Annotated in this window: 24 protein-coding genes; 17 read left to right on the top strand and 7 right to left on the bottom strand. The window is 66.0% G+C overall.

The window, feature by feature from the left end; all coding sequences use genetic code 11:
• Positions 1-234 precede the first annotated feature (234 nt).
• Positions 235-1,299, top strand: a complete 1,065-nt coding sequence (locus ACQPW1_RS27105; protein ID WP_433654383.1) for a DUF6670 family protein — start codon at positions 235-237, stop codon at positions 1,297-1,299.
• A 27-nt stretch (positions 1,300-1,326) separates the two neighbouring features.
• On the opposite strand, the gene ACQPW1_RS27100 is transcribed toward ACQPW1_RS27105, so the two are convergent.
• Complete coding sequence (locus tag ACQPW1_RS27100; protein WP_433665347.1) at positions 1,327-1,956, bottom strand: TetR/AcrR family transcriptional regulator; 630 nt, start codon at positions 1,954-1,956, stop codon at positions 1,327-1,329.
• Between the two features lie 20 nt (positions 1,957-1,976).
• Positions 1,977-3,203, bottom strand: coding sequence for an FAD-dependent oxidoreductase (locus ACQPW1_RS27095; protein ID WP_433654382.1), 1,227 nt, complete (start codon positions 3,201-3,203; stop codon positions 1,977-1,979).
• A 193-nt stretch (positions 3,204-3,396) separates the two neighbouring features.
• On the opposite strand from ACQPW1_RS27095, the gene ACQPW1_RS27090 reads away from it, so the two are divergent.
• The 12 genes from ACQPW1_RS27090 (at position 3,397) to ACQPW1_RS27035 (ending at position 15,194) form a co-directional block, all read left to right on the top strand.
• Positions 3,397-4,935, top strand: coding sequence for a flavin-containing monooxygenase (locus ACQPW1_RS27090; RefSeq protein ID WP_433665346.1), 1,539 nt, complete (start codon positions 3,397-3,399; stop codon positions 4,933-4,935).
• A complete protein-coding gene (locus ACQPW1_RS27085) occupies positions 4,932-5,777 on the top strand; it encodes an SDR family NAD(P)-dependent oxidoreductase (RefSeq protein ID WP_433654381.1) in 846 nt (281 codons plus the stop codon). Before ACQPW1_RS27090 ends, ACQPW1_RS27085 begins: the two co-directional genes overlap by 4 nt.
• A 147-nt stretch (positions 5,778-5,924) precedes the next feature.
• Complete coding sequence (locus ACQPW1_RS27080; protein ID WP_433654379.1) at positions 5,925-6,584, top strand: hypothetical protein; 660 nt, start codon at positions 5,925-5,927, stop codon at positions 6,582-6,584.
• The gene (locus tag ACQPW1_RS27075) at positions 6,584-7,483 is read left to right on the top strand and encodes an ABC transporter permease (protein ID WP_433654378.1); all 900 of its coding nucleotides are present in this window, start codon (positions 6,584-6,586) and stop codon (positions 7,481-7,483) included. The genes ACQPW1_RS27080 and ACQPW1_RS27075 overlap by 1 nt, the downstream gene beginning before the upstream one ends.
• Positions 7,480-8,352: an MlaE family ABC transporter permease gene (locus ACQPW1_RS27070; protein WP_433654377.1), complete on the top strand. Its 873-nt coding sequence runs from the start codon at positions 7,480-7,482 to the stop codon at positions 8,350-8,352. Before ACQPW1_RS27075 ends, ACQPW1_RS27070 begins: the two co-directional genes overlap by 4 nt.
• Before the next feature lie 8 nt (positions 8,353-8,360).
• Complete coding sequence (locus ACQPW1_RS27065; RefSeq protein ID WP_433654376.1) at positions 8,361-9,383, top strand: MlaD family protein; 1,023 nt, start codon at positions 8,361-8,363, stop codon at positions 9,381-9,383.
• A gap of 4 nt (positions 9,384-9,387) precedes the next feature.
• A complete protein-coding gene (locus tag ACQPW1_RS27060; RefSeq protein WP_433654375.1) occupies positions 9,388-10,386 on the top strand; it encodes an MlaD family protein in 999 nt (332 codons plus the stop codon).
• A complete protein-coding gene (locus ACQPW1_RS27055; protein WP_433654374.1) occupies positions 10,374-11,393 on the top strand; it encodes an MlaD family protein in 1,020 nt (339 codons plus the stop codon). The genes ACQPW1_RS27060 and ACQPW1_RS27055 overlap by 13 nt, the downstream gene beginning before the upstream one ends.
• Positions 11,393-12,484, top strand: a complete 1,092-nt coding sequence (locus tag ACQPW1_RS27050) for an MlaD family protein (RefSeq protein WP_433654373.1) — start codon at positions 11,393-11,395, stop codon at positions 12,482-12,484. The genes ACQPW1_RS27055 and ACQPW1_RS27050 overlap by 1 nt, the downstream gene beginning before the upstream one ends.
• 20 nt (positions 12,485-12,504) lie before the next feature.
• Positions 12,505-13,455 (top strand): MlaD family protein, encoded by a 951-nt coding sequence (locus ACQPW1_RS27045; RefSeq protein WP_433654372.1) that lies wholly within the window; start codon positions 12,505-12,507, stop codon positions 13,453-13,455.
• Positions 13,452-14,408, top strand: coding sequence for an MlaD family protein (locus ACQPW1_RS27040; RefSeq protein ID WP_433654371.1), 957 nt, complete (start codon positions 13,452-13,454; stop codon positions 14,406-14,408). Before ACQPW1_RS27045 ends, ACQPW1_RS27040 begins: the two co-directional genes overlap by 4 nt.
• Before the next feature lie 69 nt (positions 14,409-14,477).
• The gene (locus tag ACQPW1_RS27035; RefSeq protein WP_433654370.1) at positions 14,478-15,194 is read left to right on the top strand and encodes a TetR/AcrR family transcriptional regulator; all 717 of its coding nucleotides are present in this window, start codon (positions 14,478-14,480) and stop codon (positions 15,192-15,194) included.
• Here ACQPW1_RS27035 and ACQPW1_RS27030 read toward each other — a convergent pair.
• From ACQPW1_RS27030 to ACQPW1_RS27015, 4 genes are all read right to left on the bottom strand, one after another.
• Positions 15,154-16,611, bottom strand: a complete 1,458-nt coding sequence (locus tag ACQPW1_RS27030; RefSeq protein ID WP_433654369.1) for a cytochrome P450 — start codon at positions 16,609-16,611, stop codon at positions 15,154-15,156. The genes ACQPW1_RS27035 and ACQPW1_RS27030 overlap by 41 nt on opposite strands.
• Positions 16,608-17,447 carry a hypothetical protein gene (locus ACQPW1_RS27025; RefSeq protein ID WP_433654368.1) on the bottom strand — a complete coding sequence of 280 codons (840 nt, stop codon included), beginning with the start codon at positions 17,445-17,447 and terminating at the stop codon, positions 16,608-16,610. Before ACQPW1_RS27025 ends, ACQPW1_RS27030 begins: the two co-directional genes overlap by 4 nt.
• A 13-nt stretch (positions 17,448-17,460) precedes the next feature.
• Positions 17,461-17,688, bottom strand: coding sequence for a ferredoxin (locus tag ACQPW1_RS27020; RefSeq protein WP_433654367.1), 228 nt, complete (start codon positions 17,686-17,688; stop codon positions 17,461-17,463).
• Positions 17,689-17,893: 205 nt separating this feature from the next.
• Entirely contained in the window at positions 17,894-18,475 is a 582-nt protein-coding gene (locus ACQPW1_RS27015) for a helix-turn-helix domain-containing protein (protein WP_433654366.1), read from the bottom strand.
• 86 nt (positions 18,476-18,561) lie between these two features.
• On the opposite strand from ACQPW1_RS27015, the gene ACQPW1_RS27010 reads away from it, so the two are divergent.
• Both ACQPW1_RS27010 and ACQPW1_RS27005 read left to right on the top strand, forming a co-directional pair.
• The gene (locus ACQPW1_RS27010; RefSeq protein ID WP_433654365.1) at positions 18,562-19,062 is read left to right on the top strand and encodes a DinB family protein; all 501 of its coding nucleotides are present in this window, start codon (positions 18,562-18,564) and stop codon (positions 19,060-19,062) included.
• Between the two features lie 31 nt (positions 19,063-19,093).
• Positions 19,094-20,110, top strand: coding sequence for an alpha/beta fold hydrolase (locus tag ACQPW1_RS27005; RefSeq protein ID WP_433654364.1), 1,017 nt, complete (start codon positions 19,094-19,096; stop codon positions 20,108-20,110).
• A gap of 1 nt (position 20,111) precedes the next feature.
• Here the strand turns inward: ACQPW1_RS27005 and ACQPW1_RS27000 are convergent, their stop codons facing one another.
• Positions 20,112-21,032, bottom strand: a complete 921-nt coding sequence (locus ACQPW1_RS27000) for a PLP-dependent lyase/thiolase (RefSeq protein WP_433654362.1) — start codon at positions 21,030-21,032, stop codon at positions 20,112-20,114.
• A 288-nt stretch (positions 21,033-21,320) separates the two neighbouring features.
• Here ACQPW1_RS27000 and ACQPW1_RS26995 point away from each other — a divergent pair, with 288 nt between their 5' ends.
• Positions 21,321-22,682 (top strand): hypothetical protein, encoded by a 1,362-nt coding sequence (locus ACQPW1_RS26995; RefSeq protein WP_433654361.1) that lies wholly within the window; start codon positions 21,321-21,323, stop codon positions 22,680-22,682.
• Positions 22,682-24,091, top strand: coding sequence for a PQQ-binding-like beta-propeller repeat protein (locus tag ACQPW1_RS26990; RefSeq protein WP_433654360.1), 1,410 nt, complete (start codon positions 22,682-22,684; stop codon positions 24,089-24,091). The genes ACQPW1_RS26995 and ACQPW1_RS26990 overlap by 1 nt, the downstream gene beginning before the upstream one ends.
• Positions 24,092-24,163 lie beyond the last annotated feature (72 nt).

The raw sequence follows: 24,163 nt of genomic DNA, 5'->3' as shown, positions 1-24,163 counted from the left end.
CCCCGATCGTCGCACTGGGCACACCACTCCTGACCGTTCCGGTCGCACTCGCCGTTCGGTCAGTCCCGCTCACTCGGCACGAGCAGGATCATATTAAGTGGTACCGCAGGTGACAGATAAACGCTACGATGCGAATGAAAGCAAATCCGCGCGGATCTTCCCCAAGGATGCGGAGGTTCTTCGATATGCGACCCAACTTGTTCTGGCGCTCGGCGAAACCCGCTGGTGCCGAGGGTGTTGCCTCTGTTGTCGGGCGCGGCGATCGAGCGGACCGGCAAACCGTTCGATCGACCGGACATCATGGTTCCGCACGTGGGCGGACGACGGTATGGCTGGACGCATTACGGCGTGATGATTCCGGATCTGCCTGAGCCACACCGGTATTTCAGCATCATGGTCATCGCCGGACTGCCCGGCGCGACGGCATTGGACAACGACGACGCCGTCGTGCGCAGCCCGCGCGACACGGTCACCATGTCCGCCTCCACCGCGGCACCGGGTGTGGCGCATTTCGGCGCGTACTCGATGTCCGAGCAGTGTGTCCTGACGCCGGACGGGTCGCTGCTCGACTTCGGTGGCGATGTGGTCGTCACCGGCACCTATCCGGATTTCCACGTGCGGGTGGGAGCCGGGGAATTCACCGCTGACCTGCAACTGCGGTGTACCGGCGAGGTCGCGTGGTTCGCCCGCTCGGTCGTCTACGACCACCTCAGCCTGCTCGTCGAATACACCGGCTCGATCTCGGTGGCCGGTCGACGTAGCGAGGTTTCCGGGCTCGGCACCTACGAATACGCCGCATGTGCGGGGCTGCACGGGCTCGTCGACCGGCCGCTGAGTGCATCGACGAAGGTCCCACTCGACTTCTTCAGCTATCACGTGATCGGCGTCGACGAGCGCTCGCAGCTGCTCCTCGCCGACACCCACGTGCTCGGTGCGCCGCTGGCCACCATGGCCTACTTCCGTTCGCTCGACGACGACACCTGGGTCACCCACGAAGGCGTGCGCTTCGAGGTCACCGAATACGCCGCCGAACCCGCCACCGATCCATTCGGTCAAAAGATGCGCCTGCCAACCAGATTCACCTGGACGGCGGCGGATGTGCTTGTCGTGCACGGCATCGTCGACAGCCCGCCGCGCTACGGCGTCGGCCGCGGATACATCATCGGATACTCCTGCGAGGGCAACTACCGCGGCCGTCCATTCGACGCCCGCGGCTACATGGAATACATCGACCGCGAAGCAGTAGACCGCGCCGATCCCGAATTCCGCACTGCGACAGCGGATCCCCTCCTCGCCTGACCGGTCGAAATCGATGCGGCGTCGAGGTCACTTCGGTAGCGGCACCATGCTGGAGAGCAACGCTCGGGCGAAGTGCCGGTAGCGCTCCGGAGTGAATCTATCCGGCTCCGAGAGCACCATCCGTCCGGCCTGTTCGCCCATCGCCAGCAACGAGATTGCCGTCAATTCGAGATCGAGATCGGCGAGACCGGGACGCCGATCGCGGCCCCACTCCAGCAGCGCGGTCAGCTGGGCAAGCGCGAAGCGGCGGCCGGTTTCGAAGCGGTCCCGGACCTGCGGGGGAGCGTCGTTGGCAGGCAGCAGCAACAGCTGCCACGATGTGGGGTTCTCGGCCACTGCGGTCAGCAGGTTAGTCATCGCCCGGATGAGGATGTCATCGAATTCGGCGGTGGTCTCGAAGGTGGGCATGGCACCGGCCAGCGTGGTCAGCGCCCGCTCCTCCTCGCGCTCGTGCAGCGCGACCAGCAGCGGCGCCAACCCCGGATATGCCGCGTACACCCGGGGTTTGGCGAGATCGACCTCCTTGGACACGGCCTCCATGGTGAGCGCCGCGTACCCGTGCCGGTTGAGCAGCCGCAACGCCGCGTCGAGGACCTGCTCGCGGCGTACTTCGAGGAGCATCCTCGGCTGGCGGGGACGCTTGGTGGATGGGCTCACTCGTCCCAACCCAATCATCCTCAGAAGTAGGCCCGCGCTCCCAGACGGGGCACCGGGACCTGGAGCGGACCGTTGGCGAGCCACGCACCCGCAGGCCACACGACCGGGGCGAGTTTGGCCGCGATGGCACGTTTGGCCTGGGTGGTGCGGTCGTTGCCGCGCATCTGGCGCAAGGCCTTGGACGAGATGTCGCGATTGTGGATGCCCCAGCGCCTGCTGTGGTCGGCGGCGCGTTCGATGATCTCGGTGCGTCGGACGGGGTCGCCGGCCGTGGAGGCCTGAGCAATCGCGGTGGCCGCGTCGGTGGCGTCGAAGACACCGGAGTTCACGCCGCGTCCACCCCAGGGGGAGAACAGGTGTGCTGCTTCGCCCGCGAGCAGGACGCGGCGGTCGACATCGGTGTAGGAATCGGCGACAACTTGGTGGAAGCGATACGTCGAAATCCATTGAATGTGTTCGCCATACCAGGGATCGACGACTTTCGACACCCACTCGCGCACACCTTCGGGGCTGGACAGCTGGTCCACGTCGTCGCCGGGTAGGCACTGCAGGTCGATCCGCATGCCGGAGGCGAACGGCATATGCATGACGTTGCGGCCGTCGAGGGCCGGGTCGTTGTAGTGGAAGTAGCCGTTCATCGGTGTCGTGCCGTCGGGGTGTTCGTCGACGTCGACGATGATGAACGGCGTCTGGTCGGTGACACCCTCCATGGTGACGCCGATCGCCTTGCGGGTGACCGAGCGGGCGCCGTCCGCGCCGATCACGTAGGAGGCGGTGAGTCGCGCGCCGTCGGCCAGCGTGATGGTCACGCCGTCGCGGGTGGTCTCGAGGTCCTGAACCGGTGCTTCCCAACGGAATTCGACGCCGTGCGCGAGGCATTCGGCGAAGACGATCCGCTCGGTTTCGCGCTGCGGCAGACTGCTCGCGAGGTGCGGCAGCACCTTGCGCAACGGACTGAGCTGCTGATTGAACACCCGACGGCCGCCGTAGTAGGCCTCATAGCCGGTCGGCAGCACGCCCGCGTCGATGATCTGCTGACCGAGCCCGGGCCGGATCTCGTTCAGGCGGCGCAGCGTTGGGAACATCAACGCAATCGCGCGACTGCCCGGCCGCACCCGCCCCTCCGGTTCGGCCTCCAGGACAATGACTTTCAGCCCGCGCCGAGCCAACGCGAGGGCGGCGACCAGGCCGACCGGGCCGGCGCCGACGACAACGCAGGGCTCGGTGTTCGACGGTTGATTCCCCATTGCGACCTCCATGTCTGACGGGTTCGTCAAGTAAGTACGTTACCGTAGCTACGGTATCGTACTTACGTCGAGAGGGCTTGAAGAAAGGTGGTCATGTCATCTTGTCGACGCGTGATAGTTACGTTAGCGTAGCTACGTCCACGTAACTAGAGCCGGTAAGAGCAGGCGGATCGCGATTGTGACAACTGATTCAATGAAGACTCAGGCCGAAGCGGGCGATCAGTCCCGAGGCCGCGTTCATCGCACCCGTGTGCTGATCATCGGTGCCGGCTTCTCCGGCATGGGAATGGCCATCCAGCTCGGCCGCCGCGGCCGTCGCGACTTCATCATCCTGGAGAAGGCCACCGAGTTCGGCGGGACCTGGCACGAGAACACCTATCCCGGCTGCGCCTGCGATATCCCCTCGCACATGTACTCGTTCTCCTTCGAGCCCAACCCGCACTGGTCCAAGATGTGGGCCGGCCAGCCGGAGATCCTCGAATACCTCAAAGGCCTTGCCGTCAAGCATAATCTGCGCGCCAACACCCATTTCGGGAAGACTCTGTATGGCGCCGCGTGGGACGAGGCCACGCACCGGTGGCACGTCCGCACCGAGGAGGGCGACGAGTACATCGCGCAGTTCCTCGTCTCCGGGATCGGCGGGCTGCACGTGCCCAACGTCCCGAAAGTCGCCGGTATCGAGAAGTTCTCGGGCACCACGTTCCACTCGGCGCAGTGGAACCACGAGTACGACCTGCGCGGCAAGCGGGTCGCGGTCATCGGAACCGGTGCCAGCGCAATCCAATTCGTGCCCGAGATCGTCGACGAGGTCGCCGAGCTGCACCTCTATCAGCGCACCCCGCCGTGGGTGCTGCCGCGCACCAACATCACCATCCCGGCCGCGGTACGCGAGCTGTTCAGTGCGGTACCGGTGACCCGGCGGTTGGCCCGCGACGGCATCTACTGGTCCTGGGAATCGCTCGGGATCGGCCTCAACGGCCGCACGAACCTGATGAAGCCGCTCGAACAGCTGGCGCGGCGCAACATCGAACGATCGATCAAGGATCCGGAACTCGCGCGAAAGTTGTTCCCGGACTACCGAATCGGCTGCAAGCGCATTCTCGGTTCCAACGACTACTACCCGGCGTTGGCCAAGCCGCACACGACCGTGATCACGGACGGGATCACCGAGGTGACCGAGCACGGCATCATCTCGGCGGACGGCGTGGAGCGCGAGGTGGACGCCATCATCTACGCCACCGGATTCGAGATCACCGGCGGATTCAGCCGCCTCGACATCGTCGGGCTCGAGGGTAGGAAGCTCGCCGAGCAGTGGGCCGAGCACGGCCTGGAAACCCACCTGGGTATCACCGTCGCAGGGTTCCCGAACGCCTTCTTCCTGCTCGGCCCCAACACCGGCCTCGGCCACAACTCTGTGGTGTTCATGATCGAACAGCAGATCAAGTACACGCTGAACGCGATGGCGCTGGCCGACCACCGAGGCGTCGAGGCGCTCACCGTGCGTCGAGCGGTGCAGGACCGGTTCAACGACGAGATCCAGCGCAAGCTGAGCAGCGGCGTCTGGAGCACCGGCGGTTGCGACAGTTGGTATCTCGACGCCGCGGGCGTCAACCGGACCGTGTGGCCGGGATACACCTGGCAGTACTGGCTCCGGGCCCGCCGGGTCGAACCCACCGAATTCGAACTCCTCGACTCCGCTCGGCCGACACCCGACAAGGTGGCAGCCCGATGAAGGGGTTCGACGGCAAGGTCGCGGTTATCACCGGCGCCGGATCGGGCATCGGTCGCGCGCTGGCGGTGGACCTGGCCGGGCGCGGTGCTCGGCTGGCGCTGTCCGACATCGATCCCGATGGCGTTGTCGAAACTGCGGCCCTGTGTAAAACGATTGGCGCACAGGCGATTCCCTATGTGCTGGACGTGTCGGACCGCAACGCGGTGTACGCCAACGCCGAGGAAGTGCTCGGCGCTTTCAGCGAGGTGAACCTGGTCATCAACAACGCGGGCGTAGCCCTGACCGCGCGCATCGAGGAGATGAGCTGGGACGACTTCGAGTGGGTGCTGAACATTGACTTCTGGGGCGTCGCCTATGGCACGAAAGCCTTTCTGCCACATCTGATCGCCTCGGGGGAGGGGCATATCGTCAACCTCTCCAGCGTCTTCGGCCTGATCGGCACGCCCACGCAAAGTGCCTACAACGCAGCGAAATTCGCGGTGCGCGGCTTCACCGAGGCACTGCGCCAGGAGATGCGGATCGCCGGACATCCGGTGGGCGTGAGCTGCGTGCACCCGGGCGGGATCAAGACCGACATCGCCCGCAACATGCGCGGACTGAGCGCCGTCGATCACAAGAAGGTGACCGCCGCTTTCGACAGGTACGCCTGGACCACCGCGCAACGCGCCGCCAAGGTGATCCTGCGCGGCGTGGAACGCAACTCCGCGCGAATCCTGGTCGGTGCCGACGCCTACGGATACGACCTGACACCGCGACTGCTCGGCGGCCGGTATCAGGACCTCAACGCGTTCGTAGCCAGGCTCGGCTCCGTGCAGGCGGCGAAGCGGGGCCTGCAGCTATGAGGCTGCGAGTTCGCTGCTTTCCTGGCCACGGCGCGCGGTAGCTGCTAGATTCCCGTTGAAATGACATCGTAGGTTGTCAAAATATCTGAGGCGTCGTTCCGAATGGCGTCTGAACAGTGCTCGAGCTGGTGTTGGAAGGTGAACGAGATGGCACAGTCGACAACAGCAGATGTCGAGGAACCACAGACCGAAGCCATGGAACCGGACCTCGACCGACCGTCGAAGGCCGACGAGCGGGTTCGCCGACGCGTCCCCGGCTCGGACGGCACCATCTCGATTCGACTGAGCACCGTCGCCCTGGCAGCCGCGATCGCCGTGCTGGTAGTCCTCGCGGGCGCGCTCGCCTGGGGCATGCACCGCAACGGCTCCGAGCGCGACGCGGCGCGCGCGGAGGTCACCTCGATGCGCGCGGCAGCCGACGATCGTCAGCACGCCCAGCAGGTGGCGAGTGACTACTCGGTCGGTGCGGCGGACATGAACTTCGGCAAGCTCCCCGACTGGTCGGCTCGACTGACCGCCAACACCTCACCGGAACTGGCGAACGAGCTCAAGCAGGCGGCCGCGTCGATGGAGCAGATCATCGTCCCGCTGCAATGGGTTTCGACGCCGACGCCGATCACCGCGACCGTGCGCTCGGAACAGAACGGTGTGTTCGTGGTGAACTGCTTCGTCAGCGTGATGACGAAGAACACTCAGGCGCCCAACGGGATTCAGTCGACGGCGACCTACACGGTCACCGTCGACAAGAACGCGGGCTGGAAGATCACCAACGTCGGTGGCATCGATACCGCGCTGAGCGGCAAGTAATGTTGAACGGCCACAACGTCGTAGCCGCCGAACCGATTGCCGACATCTCCCGAGTCGGCGCCCCAACCCGGCGCAATCGTCTCGTCGACGCGCCCAACGCCTTGGTCGACCACCTCGTCGGCACCGCGCGAACCAGTACCGCGACGATCGGCCGATCCGTCGTGCTGTCGGTGGCGATGCTGCGCTATCTGGTCAATGACATTGCGCGCGGCCGACTCCCGTTCGGTGAGTTCGTGCAACAAGCCTGGCATCTGCTCAAAGTCACGGCGGTACCGGCGATCCTGATGGCCATCCCGTTCGGCGCGGTCGTGTCGGTGCAGGTCGGCGGACTGGTGCAGCAGGTCGGTGCGACGTCGCTGACCGGTGCGGCCAGTGGCCTGGGGATCATCAGGGAGGGTGCGCCGCTGGCCGCGGGCTTGCTGCTGGGCGGCGCGGCGGCCTCGGCGATCGCGGCGGATCTGGGTGCGCGGGCGATCCGGGAAGAACTCGACGCGATGCGGGTGATGGGCGTCGATCCGGTGCAGCGCTTGCTGGTGCCGCGACTGCTCGCGTTGCTGGCGATCGCGCCGGTGCTGCTCATCGTGATCGTCACGGTGGGCGTCGGCTCTGCCTACGCGGTCGCCACCGGCGTCAGTGATGTCAGTCGAGGCAGTTTCTGGGCTTCGTTCGGTGCGTTCGCCACCACAACCGATCTCGCGATGGCTGTCGTGAAGACCGCGGTCGCTGCGGTGCTGGTGGCAATCATCGCGGGGCTGCGGGGGCTGGAGGCGCGCGGTGGCCCGCGGGGTGTCGCCGACGCGGTGAACTCGGCGGTCGTGTTGAGCGTGACCATGATCATCTTCTCGGCATTGCTGCTGACGCAGTTGCAGACGATGTTCCTGCCCAGCCGGATCGCATGATGACCACGACGCCGTCGCGCTACAGCCCGTTCCCGCGAATCGCCCGAGCCGGGGACAAGGTTTCCCGCCGGGTGGGTAATGTGCTGGCAGAGGTGGGCCGGGCCGTTGTCTTTGTCGCTCGGACACTGTGGCTCGTGCCGGTCACGATCCGCCAGTATCGACCGCAGACGCTGCGGACGTTGAACAACCTGGCATGGGGGAGAGGCTCGCTCATCGTCGATGGCGGCGTGGTCTCCACGATGCTGATCCTCGGTGTCGCGATCGGCGCCGTGGTGTCGATCGAGGCGTTCGCCGGGCTGGATCTGATCGGCTTCGGCGCGCTGTCCGGTGTGGTCGGCGGTATGGCCAACATCCGGGAGATGGCGCCGATCATCGCCGGTATCGGATTCGCCTCCCAAGCAGGCTGCCGGATGACCGCGGAGATCGGTGCGATGCGGATATCCGAGGAGATCGACGCCATCGAATCGCTTGGCGTACGGGTGATTCCGTTCGTGGTCGGCACCCGGCTCATCGGCGGCATGCTGTGCGTGATTCCGGCCTATCTGGCGACGCTGCTGATCAGCTTCCTCACCTGCCGCGCCGTGGTGACCGTGCTGCACACCCAGTCCGTCGGCACCTACAACCACTACTTCGAGCAGTTCCTCAACCCGGCCGATGTCGTGTATTCGACGGTCAAAGCGGTGTTGTTCTGTGCGGTGGTCACTTTCATCCACTGCTACTTCGGCTACTTCGCCACCGGCGGACCCGCCGGAGTGGGGATCGCGAGCGGCCGGGCGATCCGCGCCAGCCTGGTCGCGATCATCGTGCTCGACCTGCTACTGACCGTCCTGTTGTGGGGCGTGACACCGGAATTCGTGTTCGTGGGATGAGTGAACTGATGTCGGAACTCTTGGCCGGATCGCCGCGGCGGCAACGGCGCATCCTCGTCCTCGCCGGACTCGCCACCGCGCTGGTCTTGGTCGTCGCCGCGGTCACGGCCGCCCGTGTGCCGCAGCGGGATACCGACGACTCGATCCAGATCACCATCCGCACGCCGTATCTCGGGCAGGGCATCACCGAGGGCACCCAGGTGCTGTTGCGGGGCGTGCCGGTGGGCCGGATCGACACCGTCGCCAGCAGTGGCGCGGGTGGTGTCGAGCTAGGAATCCGATTGCGTAGCAGCCGGATCGAGGGCTTGACCGACGCCGTGGCGTTCGACTATCGGCCGCAGAACTACTTCGGTGTGACCGGCTTGAATCTGCTGCCCGGCAGCGGCGGGCGACCGTTGACGAACGGGCAACGTCTGGATCGTCGCGCACAGGGCAACTTCACCATGTCGGCAATGCTGACGCGTTCCTCGCAGATAGTGAACGGCGTACTGACCGACCGGATGGTTGACGTGATCGGTCGAATGGCCAACTACACAACGGCTTTGGCTCCGCTGATCGAGGCGGGGTTCATCACGGCCAACGCCATTGCCGAAATGCAACGCAGCACGCCCGATGTCCAGCTGCGTGCCGTCAACGACATCCTGGACCCGGCCCCGAAGTTCCTCGACGACGCCATCACCGCGGAATCCGCGATGTGGGGGATGCCCTCCGCACAGTCGGTGGTGCACGAATTCGGGCCGATGGAGACGACGATGCAGTTGATCGCCACCGGCTTCTTCGGCCCGGTGGGGACGCTACTCGGTTCGCACGCCGCCGATTTCACGCCGCTGACCGAGATCATCCGCACGCTCTCTGAGGTCGTGTCGGCGTCGATGCGCAAAGCACAGTTCATGCCGCAACTGAACGCCGTACTCACGGGACTGGAATCGGCCTACACCGGACCGGAAGGCGACAAGTCATTGAAGGTACGGCTCGCCGTGGAGTCGATTCCCGTGCTCGCCACCGGCCTGCAACTCCCCGAGGGTCGGTGAGCCGATGAAGACTACGCGCCAATCGCTGTGGCGAATGCTGGTCGTCGCGGCGGTGACCGTCGTCCTGTTCGTCGGCGCAGTGAACATCCTCCGCAATCCGGTCACCGGCGAAACCACGTCCTACACCGCCGATTTCACCGATGTTTCCGGGCTGCAGGTCGGCGCGGACGTCCGCCGCCAAGGCGTGCAGATCGGCAAGGTCACCTCGATCGACATCCGCCGCAGCGGCCCATCGAACACCGCGGCGGTGGGATTCGTTCTACAACAAGAACATCGAGTAACAGCGAACACGCGACTGGCCGTGAAGTATCAGAACCTCAGCGGCCAACGCTATGTCGACCTGACCGGATCCGCGGATACCGGCGCGACTGTCACCCATGTGCCGACCACCATGACTACACCGTCGTTCGACATCACCACACTGTTCCGCGGCCTGGAGCCGGTACTGGCCACCCTGAAACCCGACGACGTGAACAAACTGGCGTCGAGCCTGGTCGCGCTCCTGGACGGTGACGGGGCCGGCTCCGCGGACCTGGCGGCGGGCATCCGGTCCATCGCCGACTACGCCACCGACCGCCAGCGCGTCATCGCCACCCTCGTCGCCAACATGGCCCAGGTCGCCGAGACGATGCGCGGCAGTTCGGCACGCGTCGTGGAATTCATCGAGAGCTTCGACCTGGCGATCGATAAGACCATGACCGTGCTGGATCACTTCTACTCCACGGCCCAGTACGGTCCTGCATTCGTCGGCGCGGTCAACCGGCTGCTCACCGGCATCGGCCTACGGGAAGGTACCGACATCGACGCACTGCTGTCGACCGCGCTGGCGGGTATGGCCGACGCACCGGAAACGCTGCGCCTGCTCCCACAGCTGCTCGCCGGACTCGAACCGGTCACCGCGACGCGAACCATCGACACCCAATGCGGCAAGGGCGCCGCCGATCTGCCGCCGATGGTGCAGGTCCTGCTGGGCGGACAGCAGGTGGTGCTATGTCGCCGCTGACCGAAACAGCCGCCACCGCAAGGGCTTTCCTGCGTTCGCTGAGCGCCGAGACCAAACAGGTGATCCTCGGCGGCCTGGCACTGCTGACCGCCCTCATCGTCGCGATTGCCGCGGTCGTGCTGTATGTCAGCCCGCCGCAGCGGCAGACGGTCGCGTTCGAGATCACCGATGCCGCAGCCATCCGAGGCGGCGAGGACGTCCGCGTCGCCGGGGTGACAGTCGGCACCGTCTCGGAGATACGGCTGCAACCCGACCACGTGCGCGTCGAGGCGAAGATCCGCCGCGATGTCTACCTCGGCGCGGACACTAGCGTCGACATCCGAATGCTCACCGCGGTCGGCGGCTACTACGTCGCGCTCGTCTCCGCCGGTGACACCCCGCTCGGCTCCCGCACCATCCCGCGCCTTCGCGTGCACCCGCCGTACAGCCTGCCGGACCTGATTCGGGACGCACCCGCGAAGGTGGCCGCGCTCAACGCGCCGGATATCGGTGCCAGCCTGGACCGGATCGCCACCGGTCTGGAACAGAATCCCGGCTCGGTGAAGTCGATCATCGACAGCTTGCAAGCGTTGTCGGGAGTTCTGCAACGCGAACGTCAGCAGGTCGAGTCGACGCTGACCGTCTCACGGGAGTACCTGGGCACGTTCAACGTGCACCGCGAAGAGCTGTTCAACATGCTCCGCAAGGCCGCGATCGTGTTGCAGGTGCTGCAAGACACCGAAGTCGGCTTCACCCAGGCGTATCGAGGCCTCGCGCAGATCTTCGGCTCGCTCGATTCGATCACCACCTTCTACGCCAACCATCGCGAGGAAGTCTTCGCCGCCGCAACGCAATTGGACGAGGCGCTGCGTGGCGTCGGCACCGACGTCCCCACCCTGATCGGTGATCTGGAGAAGTTCATGACGTACCTGAGCACGCTGTTGGGTCCGGACGGTGTCCGGCTGATCGGCGCGGATCAGGTGCTGGCCACCGACCTGTGCGTGCCGATTCCGGGGCGGAGCTGCTGATGTGGCGCCGTCATCGCGGGCTGCTCGCGCTCACCATCACGGCGATCGCCGGAACCGCCGTCGCCGCCACGGTCACCACCGGCACCGATTCGCGGACCACCCAAGGGTTTTGCGCCATCATGCCCGATGCGGTCGGGCTCTACCCGGGCAACTTCGTCACCCAGATGGGCGTGCGGATCGGCACCGTCGAACACGTCGATCCCGAGAACACCAGCGTGCGAGTGACGTTCGCCATCGATGACGATCGAAAGCTACCGGCCGCGGTGAAAGCGGTAACCCGATCCCGAACCATCCTCGCCGACCGCGAACTGGAAATGGTCGGCAACTACGCGGCGGGTCCACGGCTCGAGCCCGGCCGGTGTATCGCCCTGTCCGACACCGCGACCTCGAAGAGCATCTCCGAAATCACCGCAGCCACCACCGAACTCGTCAACGGCCTCGGCCGCACCGGCACCGACAATCCGGTCGACCGGGCTCTGACGGCGGTCGGCACCGAACTTGCCGGAAACGGACCCGCTGCCGGAACCGCACTGACGACCGCCGCCCGCGCGGTGGCAGAGCCCGACGCGATGATCTCCACCCTCAGCCAACTGATCGCCGACACCGCACCCTTGGTCGCGACGACCCAACAGCGCTGGAGCGACATCGACAGCGCGATGCGCACCGCACCCGCCGGACTGGAATCCACTGCCACCGTGGTCTTCCCGGCGATCACCCAGATCTTCCACTACCTGCCCAACGCAATGAACCTCATCCTCGACATCCAGCAGCGCTACGGCACCTACCTGTGGCCCGGCCTCGACGCCGTAGCCACCGCCTTGCATCTGGCAGCCACGAACCAAGACAGCATCCAGCGGCTCGCGGCGACTTTGCCGGTGCTGGCCCAGTCCGTCGGCGCACTGACCGCCGGAGCGGATCGCGGGATCTCGGTGATACCGCCCCGATTCCAGATCGCCGCTCCCGATCCCGGGGCGCTGTGCGCCGTGCTCAACACCGCGGTCCCCGGCAGCTGTGACACGTCGACAGGTCAACCCGCTGTGGCCGATGTCGAACTGCTGCAACTGGTCCTGCGCGGGGGCCTGCCGCGATGACGCGAAACCGCTGGCGCGCAATGACAACCGCCGCGACCGTGGCGGTCGCACTGGCGGGCTGCTCGTACAACCCGGCTGAGCTACCGCTGCCGAGCCGCAGCACGGGCTACCCGATCACCATCGAATTCGCCAGTACGCTAAACCTTCCCGAAGGCGCGAAGCTGTCCTTCGACGGCGCACGCATCGGCTCGGTGCGCCGCGTCGAACTGGACGGCGCGGTCGTCGCGGTCCGCCTCGACGTAGACCCCGGCATCGTCATCCCGATCGGCAGCCGCGCCACGATCACCCAGGACACCGTCCTCGGCGACCCCTACGTACAGATCGACCGCCCCACCGAGGCGGCAGCAGGCGCATTACCACCGAATGCGCGAATCACCCTCGACCACACCACCTCACCCGCGCCCTTGGAAGACACCTTCGCCGTACTCGCCAACTTCCTCGGCACCGGATCGCTGCAACAACTCCAGACCTCGATGACCACCTTGGGTGCCGCATTGCCGCAGACACCTGCCGACGTCCACAAGGTCGCCGCCACCGTCGCCATCGACCTGCGCAGTCTCGCCGCGAACACCAGCGAGATCGACCGCCTACTGGCCAACGCGGCGGGCGTCGTCCAGGTCGCCAACGACCGCAGCGCCGATCTCACCCAGAGCTTCGCCCCCGAAACCATGAAGTTCTGGGCCAACCAGCGAATCCTGCTCGGCCACATCGGCATCCTGCTGCCCTCGGTCGGCAGCGTCTACACCGGCGGGTTCTGGCTGGTCCCGATGATCGACGCGCTGGCAACGACCGTCGAGGGCGGCGGCGAAGCCGGTCCGACCGCCGCCGCATTGCAGCGCTTCCTGCACACCACCGTCCTCCCGTTCGCTCGCGAACCCCGGGTCGACGTCACGTCCCTGGTCACCGGCGACGGCACCGAACACCTCGCCGAGGTCGAGAACCTGCTGCGCATGCTGGGAGCGTTCCGATGAAAGTCACCAACATCCTGTCGATCGCCGCGCTGGCAGCACTGCTGGTCGGTTCGGTCACCGCAATCGGCGGTCAAGGCGTGCGATGGGTCGCGCCGTCGGACCAACACCACGCCACCCTCGCGGTCGCCGACGCCAATGGGTTGATGCCCGGCTCCAAGCTGCTACTACGCGGTGTGCCGATCGGTGAGGTCACCCAGGTGCGATCCTCGGCCAGCGAGGTCGGCATCGAGTTCAGGTTCGGGTCGGCGTTCCGGATTCCCCTGGACAGCAGCTTCCGCATCGAGAGCCTGTCCGCCCTCGGCGAAAGCTATCTCGCGGTCGCCCCGAACACCGACCGCGGTCCGTATATCGCTGACCACCAACACATTCGGACCGACGCCGCCACCGCGCCCGCGACCTTCGGGGAACTGTCGGCCGCGCTGACCCGACTGCTGAACGACACCTCACCCGAGAAGGTCGACGCTCTCGTCGGTGAACTGCAATCCGCGCTGCCCGCCGACCCGATGGTGCCCAACAACCTCGCACGATTCGGCAGCCTGCTCACCACAACCTTGCTGATGAGCTACGGCCCGATCCGCGACCTCCTTGCCGACACTCAAACGCTGCTCGACCGCAGCGCAGGCGCCGGTCCCGCGATCGCCGCGGTCAGCGATCCACTGCGCAAGACCGGGACCGGCTTCGCGACCATGGCCGAAACCTCGATCCAGATGATGCACACCAACGACTACCCCCGCGTCGTCGAGATCGGCCCGCTGGCCTTCTTCGCCGGGCTGCAACGTTTCGAAGACCGGGTCGGCGGCGATGTCGCCGAGCTGTCCACCCCGCTGCTGCCCGCCGTGCAGTCCGGTGCCGCGGCCATGGGGTCGGTCGACATCAGCAGGCTGCTCGACTCCGCGCTGGCCGCGGTCGCCGTCCCCGGCGCGGTCACTCTGCGGGTCGCGGGGCCGAAGTAGGTCCCCGTGACACACGGACCTACGGACGGTGCCGGTCGACGCCACGGGGACCAGACGATAATCAGGCCCATGGCGGCGCAACCCAAGCAAGGCAGCAGACGCCCGCATCGTTTCGCGGGCATGAGCAAGGAAGACCGCCACCGGGCCCGTCGCGAGGTGTTCATCGAGGCAGGCATCGCGGTCATCGGTGCGGTCGGGATCACCGACATCAAGGTGCGGGATGTCTGCGTCCACGCCGAACTCACCGAGCGCTACTTCTACCAAAGCTTCGCCAGCCTGGACGTATTCGCCCAGGAGGTCGTCGAAACCGTGGCCATGCAGGTCGCGTTCCGGCTGTTCGGCAAGGCCATCGTCGTCGACGACGGCCAGGACCGGCTGCGCACGGTGGTCAAGGAACTGGTAGCGATCGTGGACGAAGACCCCAGGGTGGGGCGAATCCTGTTCGTGGAGACCGTCCGCGCCGGCGGCACCCTGGCGATGCTGCGCCAGCAGATGCTCTACGCCACCACCTGGCTGATGACCATGTGGCTCGACGACAACCCGGACGCGCCGGAAGTGGACCTGGCGGAAATCGCAGGCCCACTTCTCGCGCGCTACCAGAGCGGCGGCCCCGCCGCGGTCGAGCCGGTAGTCGGGGACATCAACATGATCGCCATCTCCGGCGCCTCGGCCGAACTGCTGATGGCCTGGATCGACAAGCGCCTGGAGCTGTCGGCCGAGGAGATGGTCGACTATCTGCTGACGTTCATCGACCAAACCGTTGCGTGGCAGAAGAATCGGCGCTGACTCGTTCGAGCCGGACCGGCAGACCGCCCTCGATGGTGGTGGAGAAGGTGGACGCGTGCTTCGGCGTCCAGCCGGGATCGGTGTGCATCCGGTAGCGCTGATGGAACAGCGCGAGGATGAATTGCGCGTTCATATAACCCAATTGGGAACCGATGCAGCGATGCGGGCCGGAACCGAACGGAATGAACGCGTTCACCGGCCGTTGCGCGATCACCTCGCGGTCGGTGAATCGGGTCGGGTCGAAGGTGTCCGGATGCGGCCACCAGCGTTCGTTGCGGTGCAGCGCGTACACCGATACCCCGACCAGCGTCCCCTTCGGAATCGAGTGGCCGCCGATCACGTCGTCCTGCAAGGCGATTCGCGGATGGAACGGATGTCCTTGCAGTCGTTGGCCTTCGTCGAAGCAGGCCTTGGCCCAGGTGAGGCGCTTCAGGTCGGCGTAGGTGGGCCGATTGCCGCCCAGCGCATCGACTTCCGCGATCAACCGGTCGAGATCGTCTGGACTGCGGTGCAATAGCGCGAGCGTCCACGACACCGACGCGACGACCGTCTCGTAGCCCCCGGTGATCATGATGGCCAGCTCGGCGACCAAGTCCCGGTGGCTGAGTGGTTTGCCGTCCTCATCGCGCGCGTCGATGAGGACCTGCAGCATGTCGGTGCCCTCGATCGGATTGGCTCTGCGGTGCGCGACCCGGGTTTCGATCCAGGTGGTGATGCGCCGCCACGCGCGTGGCAGCGTGTCTCGGCCGGGTAGTGGCATGAATTTCGGTGGGGGACTGAGGAATATCGCGGCGGCGAAGGAAGAAAGCAACATCCGCAGGTCGTGATCGAGCTGACCGATCTCGGCGTCCGAGGGCACGAAGCCGAACATCGCCCGCATGAACGCGGGCATCGTCAGCCACGCGATCTCATGCTGAAGATCGACGATCTGGCCGCTGTCGGCCCACCTACCCCACCTATCGATGCGGGTCGCGAACTCGTCCACGATTTCGTCGGCCAGCACGTTCAGCGAGCTGTGCTTGAACATCGGCGTCATCAGCTTGCGCCGTTCCCGCAGCTGGTCGCCTTCCAACAGCGGAATGGTGCCGCCGATGATGCGGGTCGCGATCGGTGCGTACGGCCCGACCATGCTGTAGCGGGTCGGGTCGCCCATGATGTATTTGACCAGGTCGGGAGTGTTGACGACGACCAGGTCGTGGATGGGCAGCGGCACGTGCACGACGTCGCCGTACTCCGCGACGCAGCCACGCAAGTACTCGAACGGATCCGATCGGAACTCCCGCAGCACCCCGGTCATCAACCGGCCCTTCGGTCCCGGCGGCAGGCTGAGTTCGTGCCGCCGGGCGAGCACGGTCTTGCGGACCCCACGCACCGGATTGCGCGCGAACCCGAAGTTGTTCGGCACTGCGGCAGTCATACTCGCGCCTCGGCTTTCACATTGGTGACGTGCGGCGTGAGCTGGACGCTGTCGCGCAGTCGTTGCACCGTCGGTGCGTATGCGGCGAAGACCACGGCACCCAGATTCAGTGCGGTCGACACGATGGCCAGCGACCAGGACACCGCGGGGGAGGCGTTGTTGTGGATCGCGTAGTAGCTGGGCAGGGTGCACAGGATCGTGTACGCCAAGTACACGGTGGGCGCGATGAACGGGACAACGACCAACTTTCGCCACCCGCTCAGGTGCGGCAACGTGGCGGCCATGACCCAGCCGATGAGCACGAACATCCCACCGTTCTGCACCAGGCTCGGCAGCGGGATACCGAATACCAACGCGTTGTTGTCGTAGTACAGCATCACGCCGTAGTGGCAGCTGATCATCTCGCCGATGCATTCGGGTACCGAGATGAGCGCGGCCCAGATGAACAGATCTCGCGCCGGGCGGCCCTTCATGATGATGAGATACGCACCGAGCGTGGCGAGTCCGATGCCGCCGGTGTAAGTCAGCACCACGTGCCAGGGAATCGGCCGATCCACGATCGTCACCACCGGATCGAAGATATTCGTCATATACGTTGTCGCGCCGATGAAATCGAGCCACGGCTCGACATAGAACGAGAAGACCACCAGCGCGCCGAGCGTGATCAGCCCCAACAGCAGCAGGTTCTCCCGATCCTTGCGCAGCGCGAGCAGGATCGCGGAGCCGAAGGTGCCCACAACCGAGGCGATAGCCACACCGAGTAGCAGCCACGCCGCGACGGGCCCGGCCTCGGTGATCGGCGGCGGGCTCCAGGTCCCGGCCAGGTATTGGTGCATGATTCGTTCCCTTTCATAGACCGAGCAGCGTGATTGCCGCTGCCGGACAGGCCAACTCCGCGGAATGCACCGCTCCGATCAGCTCTTCCGGCACCTCGACCGGCCCCGAAGCGCTGTCGCCGGTACGCAGCTCGACCACATCACCGGGCAGCCCGAACACCTCCGGCGCCGCCTGCACGCAATAGCCCGACCCCAGGCACAGCTCCTGATCGACCTGCACGGTGCCAACCACCGGATCCATCGCGTGCTCCCTCGCCGGACAGCGGGCCTGCCGACCCGGATAAAATGACAGTGGACATTGTCAATCATGTCATAAGGGCACGTCAATAGCTGATCTCGAGGTGTAGGAGACAACAGCCACATGCATCTGGCCAGACATCGATGGCGCGGACCAGCTTGGTCGGCGCGGTATCAGGTTGCCGCGCTGCGCTTCTCGATGAGGTGGGTCAGGATTTGGACGCTGGGCGCACGTGTGAACGCACGCCTTGCAGGCCGAACAGGATGAGCAGCTCGACCACGCCGCCGTCGGCGCTGCCCAGCCAGTGCGGCAGGGACGTGTCGAACTCGGCTGCCTCGCCGGGCGGCAAGATCAGGTCGCGCTCGCCGACCACGAGGCGTAGGCGACCGTTGAGCACGTACAGCCATTCGAAGCCCTCGTGCTTCTTCAGAGCCGGTTCGAGCGGTTCCGGCTGCGCCGGGATGATCATCTTGAACGCCTGCGTACCGCCGGGCCGCCTGGACAGTGGAATGAACGTCATCCCGTGGCGGTGCATCGGCTTCAGATGGATCCGCGGGTCACCGGTGCGTGGGGCGCCGACGAGATCGTCCAATGGAACGTCGTAGGTACGGGCCAACGGCAGCAACAACTCCAGGGTCGCCCGCCGCTGTCCGCTCTCCAGCCGAGACAGCGTGCTCTCCGAAACCCCGGTCGTCGCCGCGAGATCGGCAAGCGTGATCCCGCGATCCCGGCGCAGCGCGCGCAGCCGCGGCCCCACCACGTCTAGGACGTCTTCCGTTTCCCGGTCCACAGGGCCATCTTGCCAGAACCGCAAGAATGCGTGCCAAATGCTGGCATGCCTGGCGAGACTGAGCACATCCGACAAAGGAGACCATCGTGCCCACCGCCTTTCGCCGCAGCCGACGCACCGATGCGCCGCCACCCCGGACTGGAGGCAGCGAGATCGCGATTCTGCGCGGATTTCTCGACTATCTCCGGACCTCGATCGCGGTGAAGGTCGACGGTGCCCCCGAACCGCAGGTCCGAACAGCCGGAGTGCCGTCGGGCACGAACTTGCTCGGGCTGCTCAACCACCTGACGTTCGTCGAGCAAGCGACGTTCCTCGGTGCGAAAGTCACCAACTGGCAGGCGACGTTTCAGGCAGCACCGGAGGACAGTGTCGCCGATGTCGTTGCCCGCTATCGGAATACGGTCGAGCGTGCGAACAAGCTTCTCGACGGTTGCACCGACCTAGGCACGCCGATCCCAAGGCCGCGGCCGGGGCACCCCGCTCCCAGCGTGCGCTGGGCACTCGTGCACATGATCGAAGAGACCGGCCGCCACGCGGGCCACGCGGACATCCTCCGCGAACTGATCGACGGCGCCACCGGGCGCTGACTCCGAAACATCTTCTCCAGGACAGGAATTCATGATTGCCGCACCACGGCCGTCGTCGCGCCGATCCGCGCGCGCGATGGCGACTGTCGCGCTCACCGTTCTGCTCACGATCGGCACCGCGGCCTGCGCCACCTCGTCCGCCGACGTTCCCGCCTACGCCGCCGCTACCCAGAGCGACCCGCAATTCGAGAAGTCCTTCCGGCACGAGTTCGCCGACATCGACGGCGTCCGAATGCATTACGTGCAGGGCGGCAGCGGGTCACCGGTGGTGCTGATCCATGGTTGGCCGCAGACCTGGTTCGGCTGGTGGCCGATCATGCCCGCACTCGCCGAACACCACAGCGTCTACGCCATCGATCTGCCCGGGCTCGGCGACAGCACCGGTTCGCCGACCGGCTACGACAAAGCCACCCTGGCGCGGTACATCCACACCCTGATGGCCGATCGGCTCGGGGTGCGCGACGCCCGCGTCATCGGCCACGACTTCGGCGCAGCGGTGGCATTCCAGTACGCCAGCCAGTTCCCCGCCGACACCGCCCGCCTCGGCTACCTCGACCTGCCACTACCCGGCCCCGCGATCGATGCCGCCACCTACCGATCCCTCAGCTGGCACATCGCCTTCCACTCCCAACGGCGAATCCCCGAGGCAGTGGTCGGCGACGATGTCCGCGACTACCTGGCACTGTTCTACCCCCAAGTCTCCTTCGGCGGAACGGCTTTCGGCGGCACCTCGGACCGATCCCCATTCACCGACGCCGAAATCAACGAGTACGCAAGGACTTACAGCCGACCCGAAGCCCTGTCCGGCGGCTTCGACCTCTACCGCGCCCTCGACAAGGACGTCCCCGACACCGTGGCAGCCGCACCGGTGAGTGTCCCGACCCTGCTCATGACCGCCCAGGGCCAACTCGACGGGGTCCGGGCCACCGTGTCCCCACGCCTGACCAACATCGTCCGCGCAATGGACGTGCCCCACGCAGGCCACTGGCTGGTCGAGGAGAACCCCCAGTTCGTCACGACCGAGCTGCTCCAATTCGTCGAAGGCTGAGCTACAGCCCTTTGAATCCATGCGAGGCGGCTACGACAACCGTGGTCTCCGAAGGCTGAATGCGTCCCTGCCGATGCAGGAGCGCAAGTGCGGCGAACGCGGCATCGGAACTGGGTTCCCAGCAATACCCGAGGGACCACATACGCCGATGCCATTCCAGCGCAACCAGATCGGACACGACAACCGCTCCGCCATCGGAGCCGGAGGCCGCCACGACCGACTGCCGTGTCGTGGTGTCTCCGGCGATGGAGGGGAGTGCACGGGTTTCACCACGGAAGGTTGTTCGCCAGTCGATCCCCTGCTCGAGGACCGCGTGCAGTCGTGCAAACGGTTCGACCAGATACAGCCTGGGCATGCCCCGCCCGATCTCGGTAAACCCCCGATAGATGCCGTGCGCGAGATCGCCACGCGAACTAGGAATCACCATCGCATCGGGCGGTCCGCCGTGCGCCGACACGATCTCGCGGGCGATGTCCTTGAAGTACTCGATACCGAAGGGGGAGCATCCGACGACGGGCACAACGTAATTGGTGGCATTGAAGGCCTGCCCGGACGAACATTGAGTAGAGACGAATTCCCATCGCTCGTTGTAGGTGTCGAAGATCCGCACCTCCGCCCCGAGCGCCCGGACCTGCTCGACGAGCTGTCGCGGCACATCGGCTGTCATTGCCATAACGCCTTGGACATCGTTGGCCGCGCAGAAGGCACTGATCGACAAGGCGGCGTTCCCCGACGACGCCGCAACGACGGTGTCGAATCCGGCGACCTTCGCCCACCCGACCGCCCCGAGGCTGAACCTGTCTTTGTGCGAACCGGTGGGATTGCGGCTCTCGTCCTTGACCCACACCTGCGACCCGAGCCCGACCCGCTCGCTCAGGCGCTGTAGGGGAGTCGTGCCGGCAGCCAACGTAATCGGATCCACGAGCGGAACCTGAACCGACCCACTGTCCGTGGAAGGGCGGTACACGCAGTACAGATTGGACGGCACCCCCGCTTGTAAGCACGCCGGACACCCCGACGGGAAGTGGATCGGCTCGTACTCGCGTGCGCAGGATAAGCACCGTAGAGCAGTAAGGAGAGTGTTGATCGAAACCGTCACAGGAGCAGCCTAGATACGGCTAACAGCTGGTCCTCGGGAGTTGGTGTCGGTGTGGTGGGCTATCTTGCACGACAACGAGCAGGGCTGGGGGCACAACGGGCAGGGGCAGACATGAGTAGTGGTGAGGATCGGGATTCGCGGGTGCCGTCGCGTGCGATGACCGGGTGGACGGTGGGGCTGGTTTGCGTGGCGATTGTGGCCGGCGGCGTGATCGTCGGCGGCCTGTTGCACGAGCGCGAGCCGGAGCTGACGACGAAGCCGGTACCTGCGTCGACCACGGCCACACCGCCGGTCGACACCTCGTACGCCACGCCGCCGGTGGTGTTTCCCGTGGCGATTCCGGGTTGCGCTGTTGTCGAGCCGCCCAGCGACGGTGCAACGATGGGATTCGCGGCAAGCGCCTCCGGCTACGACAATCCGAAGTATCCGTGGTTCTCCGGGCCCAAGGCCGTCGTGATGTCGCAGGCGCTGCGCGACGTGCTGCCCGGTGCGGTCGAGGTCCCCTTCGCGTCCGTCGATCACTCGCTGTTCTTCGGGCCGATCTTCGATCCTCCTACCGAGCCCGGCAAGAGCGTCGACTTCGGCGGCTGGACCACCGCCAGCGGCGAACTGCTCCGCGGTGGTAAAGCAGGTGACCTGATGGTTTCGGTCCGGCAGTCCACCGCACCGATCCCGCCTTGTGTCGCAGGCGATCTCGACGAACGCAGGCACCGCGCCGACGGCACGATCGTCGATGTCCACGACACCTGGCACGAGGTCGGTAAGGTTCGCACCCTGTCCCGCACCGCTCGCGCATACCTGGCCGACGGCTCCGCCGTCACCGCCTACGCCACCGATAACGGCCAGGACGGCAGCAGTCATTCCGGCACGGTGCCGCTGACCGTGGACGATCTCGCCGCCATTGTCACCGCCCCTGGACTCCGCGTCACCACACCGGTGCCACCGGGCACGCCGGACGTTCCCGAATCCTGCGGCGCCGGATCGGACGCGGGTGCCGTGATCGACCAGGCCGCCGCCCACCGGCTGGACGCCGTGCTGGCGCGAATCCCGCTCGACGGCCTCACCCTCGACCGACCGCTGGGCCAACTGCGACCGCCGGGCTTCGACGGGAACGGGGTGTGTCAGGTCGTACGGGTGACCACGCCGGGACGACAGTCGCGGCTCAGCGTCGCAATCGCTGCGGGACAGCGCCTTCCGGAGGAATCGGCTGCCGTGTCGAGTCCCGACGGTGAGCGCGTCACGACACGTCGACAGCCGGACGGAGCAGTCGTTCAGAGCCGGGAATCGCGGACCACGAGATCTCCGAACGAACCAGGAATGCCGTCTATTTCGGAGACCATGCGCACTGTCACCATCACCCGCCGGTCCGGCGCCCAGGTCCAAGTGAGCTCCACGGCCGAGGGTTCCATCGAACCCTTGCCGTTCGAGCAACTGGAGGCGATCGCCGTGACCCCCGGTCTCGAGGTGTCGTGATGGCGTCGATCCCAGGTTTACGTGGTCTGATTCTCGCCGCCACGGCCGCTGTAATTGCCAGTGCCGGAGCTGTTTACGTCCTGATGCAACCCGATGACGGCACTCGCAAGATCACCGGAACCGCGGCGTCGGCGCCGGGTCTCGGCTGGTCGGTCGACGCCGCCGCCACCCACGGGAACGCGAAGGCGGAGTTCCGAGATCCCCGGGCGGGGACCGAATATGACATGGGCGGCAGCCCAGGATTCATCGATGCGGGCGACACTCTCCTCGCTGTGGTCGGCGTCTCTGCTGGCGATATGTCCGTGAAGGAACCGATGTTGGTCGGCATCGATGCCGAGACCGGCGCGGTGCGCTGGCGGACTCCGGCTCCCCACCTCGAGGGTTGCGGTGGTGCACCGGTCGATGGACGACTCGTCTGCGTCACCGCCCCGTCCGCCGAACCGACTGCCCTCGTCGGCTACGACATCGCCAGCGGACAAGTCACCCGCACGCCCACGGATTGGCAGGTCTTCGCGCTCGCGACGGTGGACAATCACGTGTACGTCGCCGAAGGTGATGTCGAGTCCGATGACGTGCGCGTCCATTCCGGCACGCTCGCCGACCCCGCTGCGAACTGGTCCCGCTCGTTCGCCATGGGCACCTCGTGGGAAGACATCACTTCAGACACGCTGGACGTGTCCCACGGGCAGGGCCTACTCAACCTCGGCGTCCAACTCGCCGGATTCGACCTCGGCACAGGTGCCTCCACCTGGACCACGGACCTGGGCGGGTGTTCCCGCACCATCGCGACCAGCACGGCGCTGGTCGAGCGCATCAACACCGAGTGCTCCGGCTACCACGTCACCGGCACCGACCTCTTCGATCGCACCGGCCGGGTGCTCGCCGCCACCGATAGCGAAGCCACCCATAGCCTTTCGATCGACCGGCCCACCGACGACACCGTCCCCGTGCTTCTCGCCGACGGCGCCTACGATCGCCGCACCGGCAAGCGGGCCTGGACCAGCCCCGATCTCGTCACCAAGCCGCGCAATACGAACAGCGACAACAGTAACGCCACGACCGGAACCGCGACCGCGATCCTCGGCGACATCGCACTGCTCCGAGATAGCGACGCGCGCAACATGACCGGGCTCGATATGCGAACGGGACACCGACTGTGGCAGCTCGAGACCGAACGTTACGGCACGGTGCTCGCATGGGACGGACACGTCGTAGTGCTGACCGACACCACCGGCCTATGGGCGATCGACCCGAGATCCGGCACGACGGTATGGGACATCCCGTTCCTTGCGGTGAACAACAACCGCGACGCCTTCGACGGCAGCGGTCAGCTGACCGCACGCGACAACGGCCGCTACGTCTACACCTCCGCCCGCACGATGATCGGCCTGCGTCCCATCGATCACTAGGCCAGCCGGATAGCAGCTCAGTGACTTGGGCTGACGCGGTGTAGACGTTGTGGACGTTCGGTGGAGACCCTT

The sequence above is a fragment of the Nocardia sp. CA-128927 genome (assembly GCF_050955855.1).
Classification (GTDB): Bacteria; Actinomycetota; Actinomycetes; order Mycobacteriales; family Mycobacteriaceae; genus Nocardia.
This window is presented reverse-complemented; position numbering and strand designations above follow the sequence as displayed.

Bases quoted from the DNA above. Each gene is read 5' to 3' on its own strand.
- ACQPW1_RS27095 (WP_433654382.1), bottom strand. From the start codon at position 3,203: ATGGGGAATCAACCGTCGAACACCGAGCCCTGCGTTGTCGTCGGCGCC.
- ACQPW1_RS27090 (WP_433665346.1), top strand. From the start codon at position 3,397: ATGAAGACTCAGGCCGAAGCGGGCGATCAGTCCCGAGGCCGCGTTCAT.
- ACQPW1_RS27085 (WP_433654381.1), top strand. From the start codon at position 4,932: ATGAAGGGGTTCGACGGCAAGGTCGCGGTTATCACCGGCGCCGGATCG.
- ACQPW1_RS27080 (WP_433654379.1), top strand. From the start codon at position 5,925: ATGGCACAGTCGACAACAGCAGATGTCGAGGAACCACAGACCGAAGCC.
- ACQPW1_RS27075 (WP_433654378.1), top strand. From the start codon at position 6,584: ATGTTGAACGGCCACAACGTCGTAGCCGCCGAACCGATTGCCGACATC.
- ACQPW1_RS27070 (WP_433654377.1), top strand. From the start codon at position 7,480: ATGATGACCACGACGCCGTCGCGCTACAGCCCGTTCCCGCGAATCGCC.
- ACQPW1_RS27065 (WP_433654376.1), top strand. From the start codon at position 8,361: ATGTCGGAACTCTTGGCCGGATCGCCGCGGCGGCAACGGCGCATCCTC.
- ACQPW1_RS27060 (WP_433654375.1), top strand. From the start codon at position 9,388: ATGAAGACTACGCGCCAATCGCTGTGGCGAATGCTGGTCGTCGCGGCG.
- ACQPW1_RS27055 (WP_433654374.1), top strand. From the start codon at position 10,374: ATGTCGCCGCTGACCGAAACAGCCGCCACCGCAAGGGCTTTCCTGCGT.
- ACQPW1_RS27050 (WP_433654373.1), top strand. From the start codon at position 11,393: ATGTGGCGCCGTCATCGCGGGCTGCTCGCGCTCACCATCACGGCGATC.
- ACQPW1_RS27045 (WP_433654372.1), top strand. From the start codon at position 12,505: ATGACAACCGCCGCGACCGTGGCGGTCGCACTGGCGGGCTGCTCGTAC.
- ACQPW1_RS27040 (WP_433654371.1), top strand. From the start codon at position 13,452: ATGAAAGTCACCAACATCCTGTCGATCGCCGCGCTGGCAGCACTGCTG.
- ACQPW1_RS27035 (WP_433654370.1), top strand. From the start codon at position 14,478: ATGGCGGCGCAACCCAAGCAAGGCAGCAGACGCCCGCATCGTTTCGCG.
- ACQPW1_RS27030 (WP_433654369.1), bottom strand. From the start codon at position 16,611: ATGACTGCCGCAGTGCCGAACAACTTCGGGTTCGCGCGCAATCCGGTG.
- ACQPW1_RS27025 (WP_433654368.1), bottom strand. From the start codon at position 17,447: ATGCACCAATACCTGGCCGGGACCTGGAGCCCGCCGCCGATCACCGAG.
- ACQPW1_RS27020 (WP_433654367.1), bottom strand. From the start codon at position 17,688: ATGGATCCGGTGGTTGGCACCGTGCAGGTCGATCAGGAGCTGTGCCTG.
- ACQPW1_RS27005 (WP_433654364.1), top strand. From the start codon at position 19,094: ATGATTGCCGCACCACGGCCGTCGTCGCGCCGATCCGCGCGCGCGATG.
- ACQPW1_RS26995 (WP_433654361.1), top strand. From the start codon at position 21,321: ATGAGTAGTGGTGAGGATCGGGATTCGCGGGTGCCGTCGCGTGCGATG.
- ACQPW1_RS26990 (WP_433654360.1), top strand. From the start codon at position 22,682: ATGGCGTCGATCCCAGGTTTACGTGGTCTGATTCTCGCCGCCACGGCC.